Annotated in this window: 18 protein-coding genes; 13 read left to right on the forward strand and 5 right to left on the reverse strand. The window is 62.0% G+C overall.

The genetic code is table 11. The features are described from left to right. The first annotated feature begins 109 nt into the window (after positions 1-109). The 13 genes from ACTJK7_RS19405 (at position 110) to ACTJK7_RS19465 (ending at position 12,830) form a co-directional block, all read left to right on the forward strand. Entirely contained in the window at positions 110-1,381 is a 1,272-nt protein-coding gene (locus ACTJK7_RS19405) for a glutamate-5-semialdehyde dehydrogenase (RefSeq protein ID WP_064382182.1), read from the forward strand. Then, on the forward strand, positions 1,350-2,072 hold the full coding sequence (nadD, locus tag ACTJK7_RS19410) for a nicotinate-nucleotide adenylyltransferase (RefSeq protein ID WP_064382181.1): 723 nt from the start codon (positions 1,350-1,352) through the stop codon (positions 2,070-2,072). Before ACTJK7_RS19405 ends, nadD begins: the two co-directional genes overlap by 32 nt. 72 nt (positions 2,073-2,144) lie before the next feature. Next, positions 2,145-2,639 (forward strand): ribosome silencing factor, encoded by a 495-nt coding sequence (gene rsfS, locus ACTJK7_RS19415; protein ID WP_064382180.1) that lies wholly within the window; start codon positions 2,145-2,147, stop codon positions 2,637-2,639. A gap of 9 nt (positions 2,640-2,648) precedes the next feature. Continuing rightward, entirely contained in the window at positions 2,649-3,116 is a 468-nt protein-coding gene (gene rlmH / locus ACTJK7_RS19420) for a 23S rRNA (pseudouridine(1915)-N(3))-methyltransferase RlmH (RefSeq protein ID WP_009051038.1), read from the forward strand. Between the two features lie 9 nt (positions 3,117-3,125). Beyond that, positions 3,126-5,021, forward strand: a complete 1,896-nt coding sequence (mrdA, locus tag ACTJK7_RS19425; RefSeq protein ID WP_011336099.1) for a penicillin-binding protein 2 — start codon at positions 3,126-3,128, stop codon at positions 5,019-5,021. Between the two features lie 31 nt (positions 5,022-5,052). Beyond that, entirely contained in the window at positions 5,053-6,156 is a 1,104-nt protein-coding gene (gene rodA / locus ACTJK7_RS19430) for a rod shape-determining protein RodA (protein WP_050761190.1), read from the forward strand. Between the two features lie 17 nt (positions 6,157-6,173). Continuing rightward, entirely contained in the window at positions 6,174-7,184 is a 1,011-nt protein-coding gene (gene mltB, locus ACTJK7_RS19435; protein WP_007958658.1) for a lytic murein transglycosylase B, read from the forward strand. Next, positions 7,184-8,191, forward strand: coding sequence for a septal ring lytic transglycosylase RlpA family protein (locus tag ACTJK7_RS19440; protein WP_064382179.1), 1,008 nt, complete (start codon positions 7,184-7,186; stop codon positions 8,189-8,191). The genes mltB and ACTJK7_RS19440 overlap by 1 nt, the downstream gene beginning before the upstream one ends. Positions 8,192-8,516: 325 nt before the next feature. Next, positions 8,517-9,674 (forward strand): D-alanyl-D-alanine carboxypeptidase family protein, encoded by a 1,158-nt coding sequence (locus tag ACTJK7_RS19445; RefSeq protein ID WP_011336095.1) that lies wholly within the window; start codon positions 8,517-8,519, stop codon positions 9,672-9,674. 84 nt (positions 9,675-9,758) lie between these two features. Then, a complete protein-coding gene (locus ACTJK7_RS19450; protein ID WP_064382178.1) occupies positions 9,759-10,034 on the forward strand; it encodes a DUF493 domain-containing protein in 276 nt (91 codons plus the stop codon). After that, the gene (gene lipB / locus ACTJK7_RS19455) at positions 10,034-10,681 is read left to right on the forward strand and encodes a lipoyl(octanoyl) transferase LipB (protein ID WP_108563334.1); all 648 of its coding nucleotides are present in this window, start codon (positions 10,034-10,036) and stop codon (positions 10,679-10,681) included. The genes ACTJK7_RS19450 and lipB overlap by 1 nt, the downstream gene beginning before the upstream one ends. A gap of 25 nt (positions 10,682-10,706) precedes the next feature. Continuing rightward, entirely contained in the window at positions 10,707-11,705 is a 999-nt protein-coding gene (gene lipA / locus ACTJK7_RS19460) for a lipoyl synthase (protein WP_162130488.1), read from the forward strand. Between the two features lie 174 nt (positions 11,706-11,879). Beyond that, positions 11,880-12,830: a S66 peptidase family protein gene (locus ACTJK7_RS19465; RefSeq protein WP_108563333.1), complete on the forward strand. Its 951-nt coding sequence runs from the start codon at positions 11,880-11,882 to the stop codon at positions 12,828-12,830. A 116-nt stretch (positions 12,831-12,946) separates the two neighbouring features. Here the strand turns inward: ACTJK7_RS19465 and ACTJK7_RS19470 are convergent, their stop codons facing one another. The 5 genes from ACTJK7_RS19470 to leuS all read right to left on the reverse strand — a co-directional run bounded on the left by ACTJK7_RS19470 (position 12,947) and on the right by leuS (position 19,013). Next, on the reverse strand, positions 12,947-14,269 hold the full coding sequence (locus ACTJK7_RS19470) for a lytic murein transglycosylase (RefSeq protein ID WP_108563332.1): 1,323 nt from the start codon (positions 14,267-14,269) through the stop codon (positions 12,947-12,949). Positions 14,270-14,330: 61 nt separating this feature from the next. Continuing rightward, complete coding sequence (arfA, locus tag ACTJK7_RS19475; protein WP_007958672.1) at positions 14,331-14,495, reverse strand: alternative ribosome rescue factor ArfA; 165 nt, start codon at positions 14,493-14,495, stop codon at positions 14,331-14,333. Between the two features lie 141 nt (positions 14,496-14,636). Next, entirely contained in the window at positions 14,637-15,674 is a 1,038-nt protein-coding gene (gene holA / locus ACTJK7_RS19480) for a DNA polymerase III subunit delta (RefSeq protein WP_085655002.1), read from the reverse strand. Between the two features lie 39 nt (positions 15,675-15,713). After that, complete coding sequence (locus ACTJK7_RS19485; RefSeq protein WP_064382174.1) at positions 15,714-16,319, reverse strand: LPS-assembly lipoprotein LptE; 606 nt, start codon at positions 16,317-16,319, stop codon at positions 15,714-15,716. Positions 16,320-16,406: 87 nt separating this feature from the next. Continuing rightward, entirely contained in the window at positions 16,407-19,013 is a 2,607-nt protein-coding gene (gene leuS, locus ACTJK7_RS19490) for a leucine--tRNA ligase (protein ID WP_197870060.1), read from the reverse strand. Between the last annotated feature and the right edge of the window lie 57 nt (positions 19,014-19,070).

Raw genomic sequence — 19,070 nt, forward strand, 5'->3', positions numbered from 1 at the left:
CGTCGGCAAATCGTGGTCCATTTCGACCATCCGCCCGTCACCGCTGTTAGTCCCGGGACGCGACAGCTATAATCTGCCGCTTTCCTCTTTGCCAAGACCCCAGCAGACCATGACTGAGTCCGTTCTTGACTACATGACCCGATTGGGTCGCGCCGCCCGCGAAGCCTCCCGCGTCATCGGCCGTGCCAGCACCGCGCAGAAAAACCGCGCCCTGCTGGCTGCCGCCAATGCCCTGGACGCCGCCCGCGCCGAGCTTGCGGCAGCCAATGAACAGGATCTGGCCGCCGGTCGCGCCAACGGTCTGGAGCCGGCGCTGCTGGAACGTCTGGAACTGACCCCGGCGCGCATCGACGGCATGATCGTCGGCCTGCGTCAGGTCGCAGCGCTGCCGGATCCGGTCGGTGCTATCCGTGATATGAGCTTCCGTCCGTCGGGCATTCAGGTCGGCAAGATGCGCGTGCCGCTGGGCGTGATCGGGATCATCTACGAATCCCGTCCCAACGTGACCATTGACGCTGCGAGCCTGTGCCTGAAGTCTGGCAACGCGACCATCCTGCGCGGCGGTTCCGAAGCGATTCATTCCAACCGCGCGATTGCCGCCTGCATCCAGCGCGGGCTGGCCGAAGCCGAACTGCCGGCCGCCGTGGTGCAAGTGGTGGAAACCACCGACCGCGCCGCCGTTGGCGCGCTGATCACCATGCCCGAGTACGTCGATGTGATCGTGCCGCGCGGTGGCCGTGGCCTGATCGAACGCATCAGTCGTGACGCCCGTGTACCGGTAATCAAGCATCTGGACGGCATCTGCCACGTCTATGTCAGTGAACACGCCGACCTGCCGAAAGCCCAGCGCATTGCCTTCAACGCCAAGACCTATCGCTATGGCATCTGCGGTGCGATGGAAACGTTGCTGGTCGATCAACGTGTGGCGAAGGATTTCCTGCCGTCGATGGCCAGACAGTTCCGCGACAAAGGCGTCGAGCTGCGTGGCTGCGAACGCACCCGGGCGATCATCGAAGCCGTAGCGGCGACCGAAGAAGACTGGAGCACCGAATATCTGGCGCCGATCCTGTCGATCCGCGTGGTGGATGGCCTGGATCAGGCCATCGAGCACATCAACCGTTTCGGCTCCCATCACACCGACTCGATCGTCAGCGAAAACCTCGCCGACACCCGCCAGTTCGTGGCTCAGGTCGACTCGGCATCGGTGATGATCAACACCCCGACCTGCTTCGCCGACGGATTCGAATACGGATTGGGTGCCGAGATCGGCATTTCTACTGATAAGCTGCACGCCCGTGGCCCGGTGGGCCTCGAAGGACTGACCTGCGAGAAGTACATCGTGGTCGGTGATGGCCAGTTACGCGGCCAGGCGACGGTCTGACTTGTCCGACCTCGACCTGAAAGCGCCGAAACCCGGCGAGCAATCCCGTCCCCGGCGCATTGGTGTGCTGGGCGGGACGTTCGATCCGGTGCATGTCGGCCATCTACGTGGTGCGCTGGAAGTTGCCGAAGCGCTGGGGCTCGATGAGCTGCGCATGATGCCCAGCGCCCGGCCGCCGCACCGCGATACGCCGCAAGTGTCGGCGCAGGATCGGCTGGCAATGGTTGAATGTGCGGTGGCCGGTGTGCCTCCGCTGGTGGTGGACGCCCGCGAATTGCAGCGGGACAAGCCGTCCTGGACCATCGATACCCTGGAGTCGCTGCGGGCAGAAATGGCCGCCGAGACCCAGGTTTTTCTGCTTCTGGGTTGGGACGCATTTTGCGGCCTGCCCACTTGGCATCGCTGGGAAGAGTTGCTCCAGCATTGCCACATCCTGGTGCTACAGCGCCCGGACGCCGACAGCGAACCGCCGGATGCCTTGCGCAACCTGCTGGCAGCGCGTTCGGTGAGCGACCCGCTGGCCCTGAAGGGGCCGAGCGGACAGATTGCATTCGTCTGGCAGACACCGCTCGCGGTTTCCGCCACCCAGATCCGTCAACTGCTGGCCAGCGGTAAGTCGGTACGTTTCCTGGTGCCCGACGCGGTCCTGGCCTACATCGATGCGCACGGTCTGTACCGTGCGTCGAACTGAACAAGGCGTGCTTCACTGATACGAATCCACGTGTCGCCAAGCCGCCGAAAATATGAGCAAAACGAGTTTTATATGACTGACAAAGACCAAACCAAAGTAAAGCGCAAAGGCACATTCAAGAGCGCCCCGCTGCCAGAACCGGTCAACACCAACGAACCGCTGAAGGGCGACGAACTGGTCAAGGTGGCCGTTGCAGCCCTGGAAGACGTCAAGGCCCAGGACATCCAGATCATTGATGTGCGCGACAAGCAGAGCATCACCGACTACATGATCATCGCCACCGGTACCTCCAACCGCCAGATCAACGCGATGCTGGACAAGGTTCGCGAAGAAGTGAAAAAGCAGGGCGCCAGGCCGCTGGGCGAAGAAGGCAAGGGCGACAGCGACTGGGTGCTGCTGGACCTGGACCTGGTGATCGTGCACATGATGACTGCCTCGGCACGTCAGTTCTACGACCTGGAACGCCTGTGGGCCGGTGCCGAGCAGAGCCGTGCGGCGGACGCCAAGCACCACAGCCCGGAAAACACCCACGAGCATTTCACCAAGCTCAACAAAGACCAGCTGTAAGGGATTGCTGTGCGACTGCGACTGATCGCCGTCGGTTCACGCATGCCCAAGTGGGTGGAAGAAGGCTGGCATGAGTATGCCAAGCGTCTTCCGTCCGAGCTGGCGCTGGAACTGGTGGAAATTCCGCTCAATACCCGTGGCAAGAACGCCGACGTGGCCCGCTTCATCCGTCAGGAAGGCGAAGCCATGCTGGCCAAGGTCGGGCAGAACGAGCGGATCGTCACCCTCGAGGTCCATGGCAAGCCGTGGAGCACCGAGCAACTGGCGGTCGAACTCGATCGCTGGCGCCTGGACTCGCGCACGGTCAACTTCATGGTCGGTGGCCCGGAAGGGCTGGCGCCGGAAGTCTGTGCCCGCGCGGATCAGCGCTGGTCGCTGTCGCCGCTGACGTTGCCGCACCCGCTGGTGCGCATCCTCATCGGCGAGCAGTTGTATCGTGCCTGGACCGTGCTGTCCGGCCACCCTTACCACAAGTAATCCGCCCTCATGTCTCAGCCGATCCGCATCAAGGACCACGAAAAAGACGCCCGTCTGGTGCGTGGTCGCGTCGTGTTCGGTGCAATTGCGGTGGTGGCGCTGATCTGCGTGCTGATTGCGCGGCTGTATTACCTGCAGGTGATTCAGTACGAATATCACTCGACTCTGTCGGAAAACAATCGGGTGCATGTCCAGCCGATCCCGCCGACCCGTGGCCTGATTTTCGACCGCAACGGTGTGGTGGTGGCGGACAACCGTCCGAGCTTCAGCCTGAGCATGACCCGCGAGCGCTCCGGCGACTGGCAGCAGGTGCTCGACGTGATCGTCGAAGTGCTGGAACTGACGCCGGAAGACCGGGTGATCTTCGAGAAACGCATGCGCCAGGGCCGCCGGCCGTTCGAGCCGGTGCCGATCCTGTTCGAACTGACCGAAGAGCAGATCGCCCGGATCGCGGTGAACCAGTTCCGTCTGCCGGGCGTCGAGGTGGTCGCGCAGTTGGTGCGTCATTACCCGCAGGGCGCACATTTCGCGCACTCGGTGGGCTATATGGGGCGGATCAACGAGAAAGAGCTGAAGACCCTCGATCCGGTCAACTACAGCGGCACCCACCACATCGGCAAGACCGGCATCGAGCGCTTCTATGAAGCCGAGCTGCACGGTCAGGTGGGTTACGAAGAGGTCGAGACCAACGCCCGTGGCCGCGTCCTGCGCGTGCTCAAGCGTACCGATCCGGTGCCAGGCAAGGACATTGTCCTGAGCCTCGACATCAAGTTGCAGGAAGCTGCCGAGGCTGCGCTGGGCGGTCGGCGTGGCGCGGTGGTGGCGCTCGATCCGAAAACCGGCGAAGTGCTGGCGATGGTCAGCCAGCCGAGCTTCGACCCGAACCTGTTCGTCACCGGCATCAGCTTCAAGGCCTACGCCGAGCTGCGCGATTCGATCGACCGGCCGCTGTTCAACCGCGTGCTGCGCGGTCTGTACCCGCCGGGTTCGACGATCAAGCCGGCGGTGGCGATTGCCGGTCTCGATGCGGGCGTGGTGACGGCGTCGAGCCGGGTGTTCGACCCCGGTTACTACATGCTGCCCAACTACGATCACAAGTACCGCAACTGGAACCGCACCGGGGACGGCTTCGTCGACCTCGACACGGCGATCATGCGGTCCAACGACACCTACTTCTATGACCTGGCACACAAGCTGGGCATCGACCGGTTGTCGGCCTACATGAACAAGTTCGGCATCGGCCAGAAGGTCTCGCTGGACATGTTCGAAGAATCCCCCGGCCTGATGCCGTCCCGCGAGTGGAAACGCGCGACCCGGCGTCAGGCGTGGTTCCCCGGCGAAACCCTGATTCTCGGGATCGGCCAGGGCTACATGCAATCGACCCCGCTGCAACTGGCCCAGGCCACGGCGCTGGTGGCCAACAAGGGCGTGTGGAACCGCCCGCATCTGGCCAAGACCATCGAAGGCGAGAAGCCCAAGGATGAAAACCCGATGCCGGACATCATCCTGCGCGACCCGTCCGACTGGAACAAGGTCAACCACGGCATGCAGCAGGTAATGCACGGTGCCCGCGGCACCGCGCGCAAGGCTTCGATCGGCGCGCAATACCGGATCGCCGGCAAGTCGGGTACGGCGCAGGTTGTGGCGATCAAACAGGGCGAGAAATACGACCGTTCCAAGGTTCAGGAGCGCCACCGCGACCACGCCCTGTTTGTCGGTTTCGCGCCGGCGGATGACCCGAAGATCGTGGTGTCGGTGATGGTCGAGAACGGTGAGTCCGGTTCCGGCGTCGCGGCACCGGTGGTGCGGCAGGTCATGGATGCCTGGCTGCTGGATCAGGACGGACGGTTGAAGGCCGAATACGCCAGCCCTATCAGTGCGGAGGCTACGGCCCGTGATGAATAATTTCGATCGCATGCTCTCCAGCGAGGATGTGATGCGTCGCCGGGCGACGCTGTTGCAACGTCTGCATATCGACGGCCCGTTGCTGGTGCTGTTGTTGATTCTCGCGGCCGGCAGCCTGTTCGTGCTGTATTCGGCCAGCGGCAAGAGCTGGGACTTGCTGGCCAAACAGGCCACATCGTTTGGCATCGGTCTGGTGTCGATGATCGTCATCGCCCAGTTCGAACCAAGGTTCATGGCGCGCTGGGTGCCGCTTGGCTACGTGATCGGCGTGGTGTTGCTGATGGTGGTGGACATCATGGGCCACAACGCAATGGGTGCGACCCGCTGGATCAACATCCCCGGGGTGATTCGCTTCCAGCCCTCGGAATTCATGAAGATCCTGATGCCGGCGACCATCGCCTGGTACCTGTCCAAACGTACGCTGCCGCCGCAGCTCAAACACGTCGGTATCAGTCTGCTGCTGATCGGTGTGCCGTTCGCCCTGATCGTGCGTCAGCCGGATCTCGGCACTTCGCTGCTGATTCTGGCCGGTGGCGCCTTCGTGCTTTTCATGGGTGGATTGCGCTGGCGCTGGATTCTCAGCGTGCTGGCGGCGGCGATTCCGGTGTCGGTTGCGATGTGGTTCTTCATCATGCACGACTACCAGAAACAGCGGATCCTGACGTTCCTCGACCCGGAAAGCGATCCGTTGGGCACCGGCTGGAACATCATCCAGTCGAAAGCCGCCATCGGTTCCGGTGGCGTGTTCGGCAAGGGCTGGCTGCTGGGCACCCAGTCGCACCTGGACTTCCTGCCGGAAAGCCACACCGACTTCATCATTGCCGTACTCGGCGAAGAGTTCGGCCTGGTGGGCATTTGCGCATTGCTGCTGATCTATCTGTTGCTGATCGGTCGTGGCCTGGTGATTACCGCCCAGGCGCAAACGCTGTTCGGCAAACTGTTGGCTGGCGCACTGACCATGACGTTTTTTGTTTATGTTTTCGTCAACATCGGTATGGTCAGTGGCCTGTTGCCGGTGGTGGGGGTGCCGTTGCCGTTCATTAGCTACGGCGGAACTTCGCTGGTGACGCTGCTGTCAGCGTTTGGGGTTTTGATGTCGATCCATACCCATCGCAAGTGGATCGCACAGGTTTGAATAAGGTGAAGAGTTCAATGCAAGTAATGCGTGACTGGGCGACACGATACGCACCGTGGCTCGGCCTGGTAGGCATCCTTGGCAGCGCGCAGGAAGCGTTGGCCGGCGATTACGAAGGCTCGCCCCAGGTGGCCGAATTCGTCGGTGAAATGACCCGCGATTACGGTTTCGCCGGCGAACAGCTGATGGCCGTGTTCCGCGAGGCCCAGCGCAAACAGGCGATTCTCGACGCCATTTCCAAACCCGCCGAACGGGTCAAGCAGTGGAAAGAATACCGGCCGATGTTCATCACCGACGCACGCATCGCCCGCGGTGTGGACTTCTGGCGCCAGCACGAGGCGACTCTGGCCCGCGCCGAGCAGGAATACGGCGTTCCGGCCCAGGTGATCGTGTCGATCATCGGCGTTGAGACCTTTTTCGGACGTAATACCGGCAATTACCGGGTGATCGATGCCTTGTCCACGCTGGGTTTCGACTATCCTCCCCGTGCCGAATTTTTCCGCAAGGAGCTGCGTGAGTTCCTGCTGCTGGCGCGCGAGGAGCAGGTCGACCCGCTGACCCTCAAGGGGTCCTATGCCGGCGCGATGGGCCTGCCGCAGTTCATGCCGAGCAGCTTTCGCGCCTACGCGGTGGATTTCGACGGTGACGGCCACATCAATATCTGGAACAACCCGGATGATGCGATCGGCAGCGTCGCCAGCTATTTCAAGCGTCACGGCTGGGTCGCCGGCGAGCCGGTGGTCAGTCGTGCGGATGTGCGCGGTGAGCAGGTGGATGAAGGCCTGACCACCGGCATCGAGCCGACGAAAACCGTCGGGGAGTTGCGAGCGCTGGGCTGGTCGAGTCATGATGCGCTGCGCGATGACATGCCGGTCACCGCATTCCGCCTGGAAGGCGACAATGGTCCGGAATACTGGATGGGCCTGAAGAATTTCTACGCGATCACGCGTTATAACCGCAGCGTGATGTACGCCATGGCCGTACATCAACTGTCTGAACAGCTGGTACAAGCACGGGGCGTCAAGTAATGCGGGCATTGCCTATCAATAAACCCCTGAAGCTGGTGGCTTTCGCTGCGTTGGCGGTGCTGGTCGCCAGTTGTTCGACCAGCCGTTCGCCAAGTCAGAAGCCGACCACCGCCGTACGTTCGCAGCCGGGCCTGGACATCAACCGGGCCCACAAGGATGGCGCGCCGTGGTGGGACGTCGATGTGTCGCGCATCCCCGATGCAACGCCGACCCTGCACACCGGCCCGTACAAGGCCAACCCCTACACGGTGCTGGGCAAGACCTATTTCCCGCTGCAGGAGTCCAAGACCTACGTGGCCTCCGGCACCGCGTCCTGGTACGGCACCAAGTTTCATGGTCAGAACACCGCCAACGGCGAGGTCTACGACCTTTATGGCATGAGTGCCGCCCACAAGACATTACCGCTGCCGAGTTACGTTCGGGTGACCAACCTGGACAACAACAGGAGCGTGATCCTGCGGGTCAACGACCGCGGGCCGTTCTACTCGGACCGGATCATTGACCTTTCCTACGCCGCCGCCAAAAAGCTCGGTTATGCCGAAATCGGCACCGCGCGGGTCAAGGTCGAAGGCATCGACCCGCAGCAATGGTGGGCCGCCAAGGGCCGTCCGGCGCCATTGATGCTCAACGAGCCGCAAGTCGCGCAGAATAGCGCCCCGGTGATCACGGCCTCGGCCGGCACCGTCGAGCAATGGACTCCGCCGCCGCAGCAACACGCCGCGGCCGTCGTGCCAGTCCAGCTCGATGCAAAAAAAAACGCTTCTGCACCAGCATCTGGCCAGTATCTGCAGGTGGGCGCGTTCGCCAACCCGGACGCTGCAGAACTCCTGAGGTCGAAGCTCAGCGGGATGGTGAGCGCTCCGGTGTTCATCAGCTCGATCGTGCGCAATCAGCAGACCCTGCACCGGGTTCGCCTGGGACCGATCGGTTCGCCGGGTGAAATTGCCCAGGTACAGAACAGCGTGCGCCTGGCCAACCTGGGTTCGCCAAGTGTGGTCACCGAGTAAACGTAGGACTTGATTGACGGTTCACCAGCGATTGGGGGGTGAACCAGGTTGTTGGCTCGTCGAAGAACAAAAGCCCGGCAAGGGTGACTGGAGTGAGCAACTGAACACGCGATGCTCGTAGGGTTTGCTCGAAAGCTCGCCGAGCGGCGATCAGGCAAGGCAAAAACAGGTGAGGAAGCGGAGTGTAGGGGACCTACATGAGCATTCCGAATCTGTTTTTAACGCAGCATGATCGTCGCGCAGGCAGGTTTCGGGCAAAGCCTGAAAGACATCTGATTAAATTTTGTCCGCCAGGACAGTTTCCATTAGCGATTTCGAGAGACGGATGAACATCACCACCTTTGCCAAACGCCTGTGTCTGCTAGTCCCGCTGCTCCTCTCGCCAGCCGCCTTCGCGGCCGAGATGATGCCGTCGCCACCACAACTGGCCGCCAAATCCTACGTGCTCATGGATGCCAACAGCGGCAACGTGCTGGTGGAGAACAACGGTGATCAGCGTCTGCCGCCGGCCAGCCTGACCAAACTGATGACCGCGTACATCGCCACGCTGGAAATCCGTCGCGGCCAGATCGGTGAAAACGACCCGGTGACCGTCAGCGAAAACGCCTGGCGCACCGGCGGTTCGCGGATGTTCATCAAGGTCGGCTCGCAGGTCACTGTCAGCGACCTGCTTCACGGCATCATCATCCAGTCCGGCAACGACGCCAGCGTCGCGGTGGCTGAACACATCGCCGGCAGCGAAGACGCCTTCGCCGACCTGATGAACAAGACCGTCGCCGATCTGGGCATGACCAATACCCACTTCATGAACCCGACCGGTCTGCCGAACCCCGAGCACTACTCGTCGGCTCACGACATGGCGATCCTGGCGCGCGCGATCATCCACGAAGATCCGGCTCACTACGCGATCTACTCGCAGAAAGAGTTCTTCTGGAACGGCATCAAACAGCCTAACCGCAACCTGCTGCTGTGGCGCGACAAGACCGTCGACGGTCTGAAAACCGGCCACACCGACGAGGCCGGCTACTGCATGGTGTCTTCGGCCGTACGTGACGGCATGCGCCTGATCGCCGTGGTGTTCGGCACCAACAGCGAAGTGGCTCGCGCCGCCGAAACCCAGAAGCTGCTGACCTACGGTTTCCGCTTCTTCGAAACCCAGACCTTCTACCAGAAGGGCACCGAACTGGCTCAGGCTCCGGTCTGGAAAGGTACCACCAGCCAGGTCAAGGCTGGTCTGGCACAGGACCTGACCATGACCCTGCCGAAAGGCCAGCTGAAGAAGCTCGCTGCCAGCATGACCATGAACCCGCAACTGACCGCGCCAATCGCCAAGGGCGACGTGATCGGTAAAGTCGAAGTGAAACTGGACGACAAGGTGGTGCACAGCGCCGACCTGATCGCCCTGGACGCTGTCGAGGAGGGTGGTATCTTCCGCCGCATGTGGGATAGCATCCGTCTATTCTTCTACGGCTTGTTCAACTGATTCGAGTTGACCTGCATGGCCCCGTTCCGATCCGGAGCGGGGCCTTGTTCGTTACCGGGCTTACGCTTACGAGGCCGTTACGCCATGACCGACACCGAAGTAAAGGCGCCAAAGATCGAATTTCCCCAGGTTGATTATCCGGTTAAGGTGATCAGCGATACGGGCGTCGGCAACAAAGACAAGATCATCGACATCGTCAAGAAACACGCCAGTATCAACGATGAGCGTGTCGACGAGCGTCAAAGCAGCAACGGCAAGTACACCACCATCCAGTTGCACATCGTCGCGACCGACCAGGATCAGCTGTACAACATCAACAGCGAACTGCGGGCCACCGGTTTCGTGCACATGGTGCTGTGATGCCGGGCACGCTGGGCTTTCGCGAGCTTGGCCAGATGGCTTACGAGCCGGTCTGGCAGGCCATGCAACGTTTTACCAACGAGCGTGGCACCGCGGCCCCGGACGAAATCTGGCTGGTTGAACATCCGCCGGTGTTCACCCAGGGCCAGGCCGGCAAGGCCGAGCACCTGTTGCTGCCGGGAGACATTCCGGTGGTGCAGGTCGACCGCGGCGGTCAGGTGACCTACCATGGCCCAGGGCAGTTGGTAGCCTATCTGCTGCTGGATGTGCGTCGACTCGGTTTCGGCGTGCGTGATCTGGTCAGTCGCATGGAGCGCTGCCTGATCGAACTGTTGGCCAGCTACGGCGTCACTGCCGTGGCCAAGCCGGATGCTCCCGGCGTCTACGTCGACGGAGCGAAGATCGCTTCTCTGGGTTTGCGGATTCGCCACGGTTGTTCCTTTCATGGCCTGGCCCTGAACGTGGACATGAACCTGGAGCCGTTTCGACGGATTAATCCCTGCGGCTATGCCGGGCTGGCGATGACCCAGCTGAGCGAGCACGCAGGATCGATTGAATTTGCCGAGGTAAGTGCCCGGCTGCGCGCGCAGCTCGTCAAACACCTCGACTATGCTGAGCAGACGACCCTGACGGGCGGAATCGACTGATATGACTACTGATGCAGTGCAAACCATGATCCCGACGCTCGACGTGACCGAGCGCCCGGCCCCGCGTCCCAAGGTTGAAGCCGGCGTCAAGCTGCGCGGCGCCGAGAAGGTTGCACGCATCCCGGTGAAGATCATTCCGACCACCGAACTGCCGAAGAAACCCGACTGGATCCGCGTGCGCATCCCGGTTTCGCCGGAAGTCGATCGCATCAAGAGCCTGCTGCGCAAGCACAAGCTGCACAGCGTCTGCGAAGAGGCCTCCTGCCCGAACCTGGGCGAGTGCTTCTCCGGCGGCACCGCGACCTTCATGATCATGGGTGACATCTGCACCCGTCGCTGCCCTTTCTGCGACGTTGGCCATGGTCGTCCGAAGCCACTGGACGTCAACGAGCCGGAAAGCCTGGCCATCGCCATCGCCGACCTGAAACTCAAGTACGTGGTGATCACCTCGGTTGACCGCGACGACCTGCGTGACGGCGGTGCCCAGCACTTTGCCGACTGCATCCGTGAAATCCGCAAACTGTCGCCGAACGTGCAGCTCGAGACTCTGGTCCCGGACTACCGTGGCCGCATGGACATCGCCCTGGAAATCACCGCAGCCGAGCCGCCGGACGTGTTCAACCACAACCTGGAAACCGTACCGCGCCTGTACAAGGCTGCGCGTCCGGGTTCGGACTACCAGTGGTCGCTGACCCTGCTGCAACGCTTCAAGCAGATGATGCCGCACATCCCGACCAAGTCCGGCCTGATGCTGGGTCTGGGCGAGACCGACGACGAAGTCATCGAAGTCATGAAGCGCATGCGCGAACACGACATCGACATGCTGACCCTGGGCCAGTACCTGCAACCGTCCCGCAGCCACTTGCCGGTGCAGCGTTTCGTGCACCCGGACACCTTCGCCTGGTTCGCCGAGGAAGGTTACAAGATGGGCTTCAAGAACGTCGCGTCGGGCCCGTTGGTGCGTTCTTCGTACCACGCCGACGAGCAGGCGAAACTGGTCAAGGCCGAGCTGCTCGGTTCCTGATTCAGCGCTGAATGAAAAAATGCCCGCCGGGGTTTAGCGCCCGGCGGGCATTTTTTTGTCTGGCCTACACTCGTTGCTGACTTTTCCCGCAACCTGCGGCGTGGCGGAGCCCCTTCTGTTTGTCGCCGTTCCTGACTACTGTGTGAGCATGACTTTACACAGGGAGATCCATGGATGACCGTTCGACCAACCCACACCCTTTTCCCGCACAAGCCTGTGCCCGCGCTGCCGTCGGAAGGGCTGATAGGCGTCATTGCGCCTGCCGGCCCCGGCACGCTGGACACTGAAAAGGCCGTTCAGTGGATGCGCGCCCGGGGCTACGGTTTGCGGGTGTTCCCTGGCGTCTACGAGAAGGATGGCTATCTGGCCGGCAGCGACGAGGTGCGGCTCAACGATCTGCACGCGGCGTTCGCTGACGAAGAGGTCGATGCGATCATTTGCCTGCGCGGTGGCTACGGTACGCCAAGGTTGCTGGACCGGATCGACTACGACCTGCTGAGCCGCCATGCCAAGCCCTTCGTCGGTTACAGCGACATCACCGCACTGCATCTGGCCATCAGTCGTTATGCCGGTTTCGTGACCTTTCACGGGCCGCTGCTGAATGCCGATCTGCTGGGGGACAAGGAACCGCCGACGGTGACCTCGTTCTTCGCCATGCTGCGCGGTCAGTTGAAGGCCGGCAGCGTACTGAGTCATCCGGCGGCCTATCCATTGACCACCGTGGAGCCCGGCATTGCCCACGGGCGTTTGCAGGGAGGCAATCTGGCGATGATCGCCGCGACCTTGGGCACGCCTTATGAAATTGACGTCGAAGGGGTGATTCTGCTCATCGAGGACATCAACGAGCCGCTGTATCGAATCGACCGTTTGCTGACCCAGATGCGACTGGCGGGCAAGTTGGCCCGATTGCGCGGCGTGTTGGTCGGGGATATTGCGGGGGTGGATGTCGATGCGCTGAATCGCCTGCTCAAGCAGACCTTCGAGCCGCTGCGGATTCCGGTGCTGTCAGGATGGCGTAGCGGGCACTGTGATCCGAACCTGACGCTGCCGTTGGGGGCGCTGGTTCGACTGGATGCGGGGAAGAAGGAATTGATGCTGGAGCAGGATGTGGTGATCAAGGCATAGAAACTGATCGCCTGATAGTCAGTCATCGCGGGCAAGCCCGCTCCCACGGTTTTCAGGTTGTACGCAGAACTGCGATCACCTCTAAACCTGTGGGAGTGGGCTTGCCCGCGACGCTTTTACTGGTTACGCAGGCTTTCAAGCAGCTTGTGCGTCGGATAACCATCTGCCGGCCAGCCGAACGACTGCTGCGCACTGCGGATCGCCTTGCGCGTATTGGCACCGATGATCCCGTCTGCCGCACCGGCGTCATAGTTGCGCGCGGTGAGCAGGTTCTGTAGTTCGATCCGCTCGGTGCGGCTCAGCGGCAGGTCATCCTTTGGCCAGGTGCCATTGATCAGGCCGGCGCCGTTGAAGCGCTCGGACAACAGGCTGACGGCCAGTGCGTAGGACGACGAGTTGTTGTACTTGAGGATCGCCCGGAAGTTGTCGAGGATCAGGAACGCCGGTCCGCGATAGCCGGCCGGCAGCAGCAGGGCAGCGGAAAGTTGCTCGGAATCGGCTGGAACCTGGCCACCGTTCGGCAGGATGACGCCCAGTTGCCGCCATTCAGCAACGCTTTTACGAATCGCGCCGTCGGCCAGAGTGTAGTTGAAACCGCTTGGCAGCTGGACTTCGAAGCCCCACGGCTGGCCACGCTGCCAGCCGGAGCTTTGCAGGTAATGCGCGGTGGAGGCCAATGCGTCAGCCGGGCTGCCCCAGATGTCGCGGCGACCGTCACCGTCGAAGTCCACGGCGTGGGTGTTGTAGGTAGTCGGGATGAACTGGGTCTGGCCCATGGCGCCGGCCCAGGAACCGAGCATTTTCTCCGGCGTGATGTCGCCCTGTTGCAGAATCTGCAGTGCCGCGATCAGCTGGGCATGGGCAAAGCCCGGGCGGCGGCCTTCATAGGCCAGGGTGGCCAGAGAGTTGATCACCGATTTGTTGCCCTGGAACTGGCCGAAATTGCTTTCCATCCCCCACACCGACACCAGCGCCTGGCGATCGACGCCATAACGCTGTTCGATGCTTTGCAGGATATCGGCGTACTGGCTGATCAGGGCCTGGCCTTTGCGCACGCGCAACGGCGAAAGGGCACCGTCCAGGTACTCCCAGACCGGCCGGGCGAACTCCGGCTGGCTGCGGTCGGCGCGAATCACGCTGGCATCGAAGCTGACATTGGCGAAGGCGCGGTCGAACAGGTCGGCACGGATGCCGGCGGCCAGAGCGTCCTTGCGGAAACCAGCCTGCCATTCGGCAAAGGTCTGGGTCGGTTGCAGGTCGAGGTCGTCGCCGGACGGCACTACCGGCGGGATGACCGCTGGGGCTGTGGTAACGGGAACGGTCTTGAGCGGTTGAGCGTCGGCGGCGGTGGGTTTTTCCGCGCAGGCGACGAGCAGTATGAAGCTGGAGGCAGCGATCAGTTGGCGAATGGGCCAACGACGGGAAAGACTGAGGGGCATGCACAGGTCCAGGGAATACAAATCAGGTGCAGACCTTAACATGAGGAAGGGGTGCTGCGCTTCAAGCGGCCAGAAAGTAAGAAGCCTCCCAGCTGTCAGACTGGAAGGCTTCGCGGCGGTAGCTGCCTTTACCCTTGGTGGGTCGTTCCTGGCGGCTGCGGAACAGGGGTTGGGCGACGATGGATTTGGCCTTGTTGTGGCCATGTTTCGATGGCTTTTTGCTCATGAGGATTCTCTCGGTTGAGTGAGGTTTTGCGCGGCAGATAATCTGCCGATCTCAAGCCGCTGTCTATAGGACCGAGGGCGGGATGTTCTGTAGGAAATGGACTCGGTAAAAAAACGGGATCGCAGAGCGCGATCCCGAGTTTCATTCGGCAGGCAACGTCAGGCGCTGACCGGCCATCAGCAGCGCCAACCGGCTCAGGCTCATCCACGGCGAGCCCGCCGCCTGGCCCTTGATTTGCGCATCGATGCGCTGGGCTTCGAGCAGCAACTGCGCCCAGCGTTGCGCCGAGTAGCGTTGCAGGGCCTTGCTCATCAGCGGTTTACGCTTGTCCCAGACCGGCGGCCTGGCCTGACTGAAGCACTTGTCCAGCGGCGTGCCCTGGCTGTATTGCAACGAGATGTTGGCCAGCAGGCGCAACTCCCGGGCCAGGGCCCAGAGGATCACTGGCGGCTCGACTCCTTCACCGCGCAGCCCTTCGAGCATGCGCAGAGCGTGGGCCGGTTCGCCATTGAGCACCGCGTCGGTCAGGCCGAACACGTCGAAACGCGCACTGTCGGCCACAGCCGCCTGCACGGTTTCAACGGTGATCTGCCCGCCCTCGGCCATCAGCTTGAGCTTTTCGATCTCTTGCGCGGCGGCCAGCAGGTTGCCTTCGACCCGCGCGGCAATCAGTTCGACCGCGTCCTGACTGGCCGACAAGCCGGCCTGGGACAGGCGTTGGCGAATCCAGCTCGGCAACTGGTTGGCATCCACCGGCCAGATCTGGATGAACTGGGTCTGCTGACCCTCGACCAGCGCCTTGCCCCACTTGGTCTTCTGCGCGCTACCGTCGAGCTTCGGCAGACTGATCAGAAGCACCGTGTCTTCAGCCGGGCGCGAGCAGTATTCGATCAGTGCGGCAGCGCCCTTGTCACCGGGTTTGCCGGAAGGCAGGCGCAGTTCCAGCAGGCGCTTTTCGGCGAACAGCGACATGCTGGCGCCAGCCTGCAGCAATGTGCCCCAATCGAAATTGGCGTCGGCGGCGAAGACCTGGCGTTCGTCGAACCCTTGCTGACGGGCAGCGGAGCGAATGGCGTCGGCGGCCTCCTGACACAGCAGCGGATCATCGCCGCTGATGATGTAGACCGGCGCGAGGGCGCCTTGCAGGTGTTTGCCGAGTTGGGCGGGAGCGAGCTTCATAAGAAACGGCGAACGGGGCGCCTGAGCGCCCCGTACGTCTTACTGCTGCGGCAGTTCGAGCGGCGACTGACGCGGGGTTTCCGCTTCAGCCTTCTGCGCCGCTTCGAGGGCGTCGGCCTCTGCCTTGGCCCGAGCGTTGGCGGTCTGCTGCAGGGCATCCAGCTGAGCCGGAGTCAGCTGTTGCAGGCGCAGCATCATGCGCTGTACCAGCTCGCGGCGTGTCTCGTTGCGTGCATCGTTGGCTTCCTGGTCGGAACCCACCAGGTTGTTGCCGTCGTGGATGAACACTTTCTGCACTTCAAGCTTGTCGCTTTTGAGCAGCAGGTTCTTGTCGCCACGGATGTCGTAGCTGAGCACGGTATTTACCTGATACTCGCCAGTACGACCGGCGCCCGCGTAGCTGAGGATGCGCTGGCTTTCCTGCTCATCGGACAGGTAAAGCTTGTACGGCGCACCGGAAACGACCTTGACGCCGCTGGCCTCCAGCACCTGACGCAGTTGCGTCACGGTTTCGCCGTAGGCGTTGCGGGCGCTCAGATCAAGTTCCTTGATCGTCAGTTCGGTGGTGCCGGTACCACGCAGCTGGAAACCGCAGGCGCTCAACAGGACGGCGAGGCCCATCACCAGCAGATTGCGTTTGATCATTGTGTTGCTCCCCTTGAAACCATGTGGGCCGACTCTGTGGCCCGAAAGGTTTTACTGGGCGTCAGGCACACCTGACGCCCGATCCAATTAGCTGGCGACGATATTGACCAGTTTCCCGGGCACTACGATCACTTTGCGAATCGTCAGGCCGTCAACGAAACGCAGCACGTTCTCGTTGGCGCGGGCTGCCGCTTCGACTTCTTCACGGGTCGCGGCAGCCGGCATTTCGATCTGGCCGCGCAGTTTGCCGTTGACCTGGATGACCAGTGTCAGGCTGTCCTGAACGAGTGCGCTTTCATCCACCACTGGCCAGCCGGCGTCGATCACAGGATCGGCGTGGCCCAGTTGATTCCACAGTTCATGGCAAATGTGCGGGGTGATCGGAGCCAGCAACAGCGTAACGGCTTCCAGACCTTCCTGAACCAGCGCGCGATCCTGTTCAGTGGATTGTGCTGCTTTTTCCAGCACGTTCATCAGCGTCATCACCTGGGCGATGGCGGTGTTGAATTTGTGGTTCTGGCCAACATCGTGGCTGGCCTGCTTGATGGCCTGGTGGATCGCGCGACGAACGGCTTTCTGCTCGTCGTTCAGGCCGGCGATGTCCAGTTTGCCCGGCAGGCCCTGAGTGACGTGAGCCTGAGCCAGACGCCAGACGCGCTTGAGGAAGCGGTGCGAGCCTTCAACGCCGGAGTCGGACCACGCGGCGCTCATGTCGGGCGGCGAGGCGAACATCATGAAAAGGCGGCAGGTGTCCGCGCCGAACTGGTCGATCATCGATTGAGGGTCGACGCCGTTGTTCTTCGACTTGGCCATTTTCTCGGTGCCGCCGATTTCCACCGGCAGACCGTCGGTTTTCAGTCTGGCGCTGGTGACGTTGCCCTTGCCGTCGCGTTCGAGATCGACGTCCGCCGGGTTGAACCAGGTGTAGGCGCCGTTGGCTTCGCGGCGATAGTAAGTCTCGGCAATCACCATGCCTTGAGTCAGCAGGTTCTTGAACGGCTCGTTGGAGCTCACCAGGCCTTCGTCGCGCATCAGCTTGTGGAAGAAACGCGCGTACAGCAGGTGAAGAATGGCGTGTTCAATGCCGCCGATGTACTGATCCACCGGCAACCAGTGGTCGGCCGCGGATTTTTCCACCAGACCGCCTTCGAAGTGCGGCGAGGCGTAACGGGCGTAGTACCAGGACGACTCGACGAAGGTGTCCATGGTGTCGGTTTCACGCTTGGCAGGCTGACCGCATTTCGGGCAGGTGCACTCGTAGAACTCGGGCATGCGCGCCAGCGGCGAACCGGCGCCGTCCGGCACCACGTCTTCCGGCAGGACGACCGGCAGCTGGTCTTCCGGCACCGGCACGTCACCGCAGGCGTCGCAGTGAATGATCGGGATCGGGCAGCCCCAGTAGCGCTGACGGCTGATGCCCCAGTCGCGCAGGCGGAACTGGGTGCGCGAGGCGCCGAGGTTTTTCTTGATCAGCGCGACTTCCATGGCGTCGAACGCGCCAGCGAAGTCCAGGCCGTCGAATTCGCCGGAGTTGATCAGCGTGCCGTGCTCGCCGTAGGCGTCTTGCCAGGGCGCCGGGTTGGTGTCACCGGAGCTGGTGCGCACCACGGATTTGACCGGCAGGTTGTACTTGTGGGCGAATTCGAAATCGCGCTCGTCGTGCGCCGGCACAGCCATGACCGCGCCGTCGCCGTAGTGCATCAGCACGTAGTTGGCGACCCACACCGGCAGTTTTTCGCCGGTCAGCGGGTGCTCGACGAACAGGCCGGTCGGCAGGCCTTTCTTCTCTTGAGTGGCGACGTCGGCTTCGGCGACGCTGCCGCCCTTGCATTCGGCGATGAACGCTTGCAGCTCAGGGTTGTTTTTCGCGGCAAGAGCAGCCAGGTGGTGCTCGGCAGCCACGGCGACATAAGTCGCGCCCATCAGGGTGTCCGGACGTGTGGTGAAGACTTTCAGGGTGCCGCTTTCGCCGATCGAATCGACGTTGTACGGGAACTGCACTTCCATCCCGCGCGACTTGCCGATCCAGTTGCGCTGCATGGTCTTGACCTGCTCAGGCCAGCCGGTCAGTTCGTCGAGGCTCTCCAGCAGTTCATCCGCGTAGGCGGTGATCTTGAAGTAGTACATCGGGATTTCGCGTTTCTCGATCAGCGCGCCGGAACGCCAGCCGCGACCGTCGATCACCTGCTCGTTGGCCAGTACGGTCTGGTCGATCGGGTCCCAGTTCACGGTACCGTTCTTGCGGTAGATCACGCCTTTTTCGAACAGGCGAGTGAACAGCCATTGTTCCCAGCGGTAGTAATCCGGTTTGCAGGTGGTGACTTCCCGCGACCAGTCAACCGCCAGACCAAGGCTGCGCAGCTGGGATTTCATGTAGGCGATGTTTTCGTAGGTCCACTTGGCCGGGGCCACGTTGTTCTTCATTGCGGCGTTTTCCGCCGGCATGCCGAAGGCGTCCCAACCCATCGGTTGCAGAACGTTCTTGCCAAGCATGCGCTGGTAGCGGGAGATCACGTCGCCGATGGTGTAGTTGCGCACGTGCCCCATGTGTAGCTTGCCGCTGGGGTAAGGGAACATCGACAGGCAGTAGTAAGTCTCCTTGCCTGGTTGTTCACTGACTTCAAAGGACTTTTGCTCGTCCCAGAACGATTGGGCGGCGGCTTCGATTTCACGGGGCTGATATTGTTCGTGCATGGCTACTTTTGTACTGGATAGGGGTGGCCTAATCCTCTTCAATGCGACGTCCCGGGC

Source organism: Pseudomonas sp. 22085, from assembly GCF_052045815.1.
GTDB lineage: Bacteria > Pseudomonadota > Gammaproteobacteria > Pseudomonadales > Pseudomonadaceae > Aquipseudomonas > Aquipseudomonas glycinae.

What these genes read in the sequence shown, in the direction of transcription:
- lipA (WP_162130488.1), top strand. Translation starts at nt 10,707, where the DNA reads ATGATCCCGACGCTCGACGTGACCGAGCGCCCGGCCCCGCGTCCCAAG.
- mrdA (WP_011336099.1), top strand. Translation starts at nt 3,126, where the DNA reads ATGTCTCAGCCGATCCGCATCAAGGACCACGAAAAAGACGCCCGTCTG.
- holA (WP_085655002.1), bottom strand. Translation starts at nt 15,674, where the DNA reads ATGAAGCTCGCTCCCGCCCAACTCGGCAAACACCTGCAAGGCGCCCTC.
- mltB (WP_007958658.1), top strand. Translation starts at nt 6,174, where the DNA reads ATGCAAGTAATGCGTGACTGGGCGACACGATACGCACCGTGGCTCGGC.
- ACTJK7_RS19470 (WP_108563332.1), bottom strand. Translation starts at nt 14,269, where the DNA reads ATGCCCCTCAGTCTTTCCCGTCGTTGGCCCATTCGCCAACTGATCGCT.
- ACTJK7_RS19485 (WP_064382174.1), bottom strand. Translation starts at nt 16,319, where the DNA reads ATGATCAAACGCAATCTGCTGGTGATGGGCCTCGCCGTCCTGTTGAGC.
- ACTJK7_RS19440 (WP_064382179.1), top strand. Translation starts at nt 7,184, where the DNA reads ATGCGGGCATTGCCTATCAATAAACCCCTGAAGCTGGTGGCTTTCGCT.
- arfA (WP_007958672.1), bottom strand. Translation starts at nt 14,495, where the DNA reads ATGAGCAAAAAGCCATCGAAACATGGCCACAACAAGGCCAAATCCATC.
- lipB (WP_108563334.1), top strand. Translation starts at nt 10,034, where the DNA reads ATGCCGGGCACGCTGGGCTTTCGCGAGCTTGGCCAGATGGCTTACGAG.
- ACTJK7_RS19445 (WP_011336095.1), top strand. Translation starts at nt 8,517, where the DNA reads ATGAACATCACCACCTTTGCCAAACGCCTGTGTCTGCTAGTCCCGCTG.
- nadD (WP_064382181.1), top strand. Translation starts at nt 1,350, where the DNA reads ATGGCCAGTTACGCGGCCAGGCGACGGTCTGACTTGTCCGACCTCGAC.
- ACTJK7_RS19465 (WP_108563333.1), top strand. Translation starts at nt 11,880, where the DNA reads ATGACCGTTCGACCAACCCACACCCTTTTCCCGCACAAGCCTGTGCCC.
- leuS (WP_197870060.1), bottom strand. Translation starts at nt 19,013, where the DNA reads ATGCACGAACAATATCAGCCCCGTGAAATCGAAGCCGCCGCCCAATCG.
- rodA (WP_050761190.1), top strand. Translation starts at nt 5,053, where the DNA reads ATGCGTCGCCGGGCGACGCTGTTGCAACGTCTGCATATCGACGGCCCG.
- ACTJK7_RS19450 (WP_064382178.1), top strand. Translation starts at nt 9,759, where the DNA reads ATGACCGACACCGAAGTAAAGGCGCCAAAGATCGAATTTCCCCAGGTT.
- rsfS (WP_064382180.1), top strand. Translation starts at nt 2,145, where the DNA reads ATGACTGACAAAGACCAAACCAAAGTAAAGCGCAAAGGCACATTCAAG.
- ACTJK7_RS19405 (WP_064382182.1), top strand. Translation starts at nt 110, where the DNA reads ATGACTGAGTCCGTTCTTGACTACATGACCCGATTGGGTCGCGCCGCC.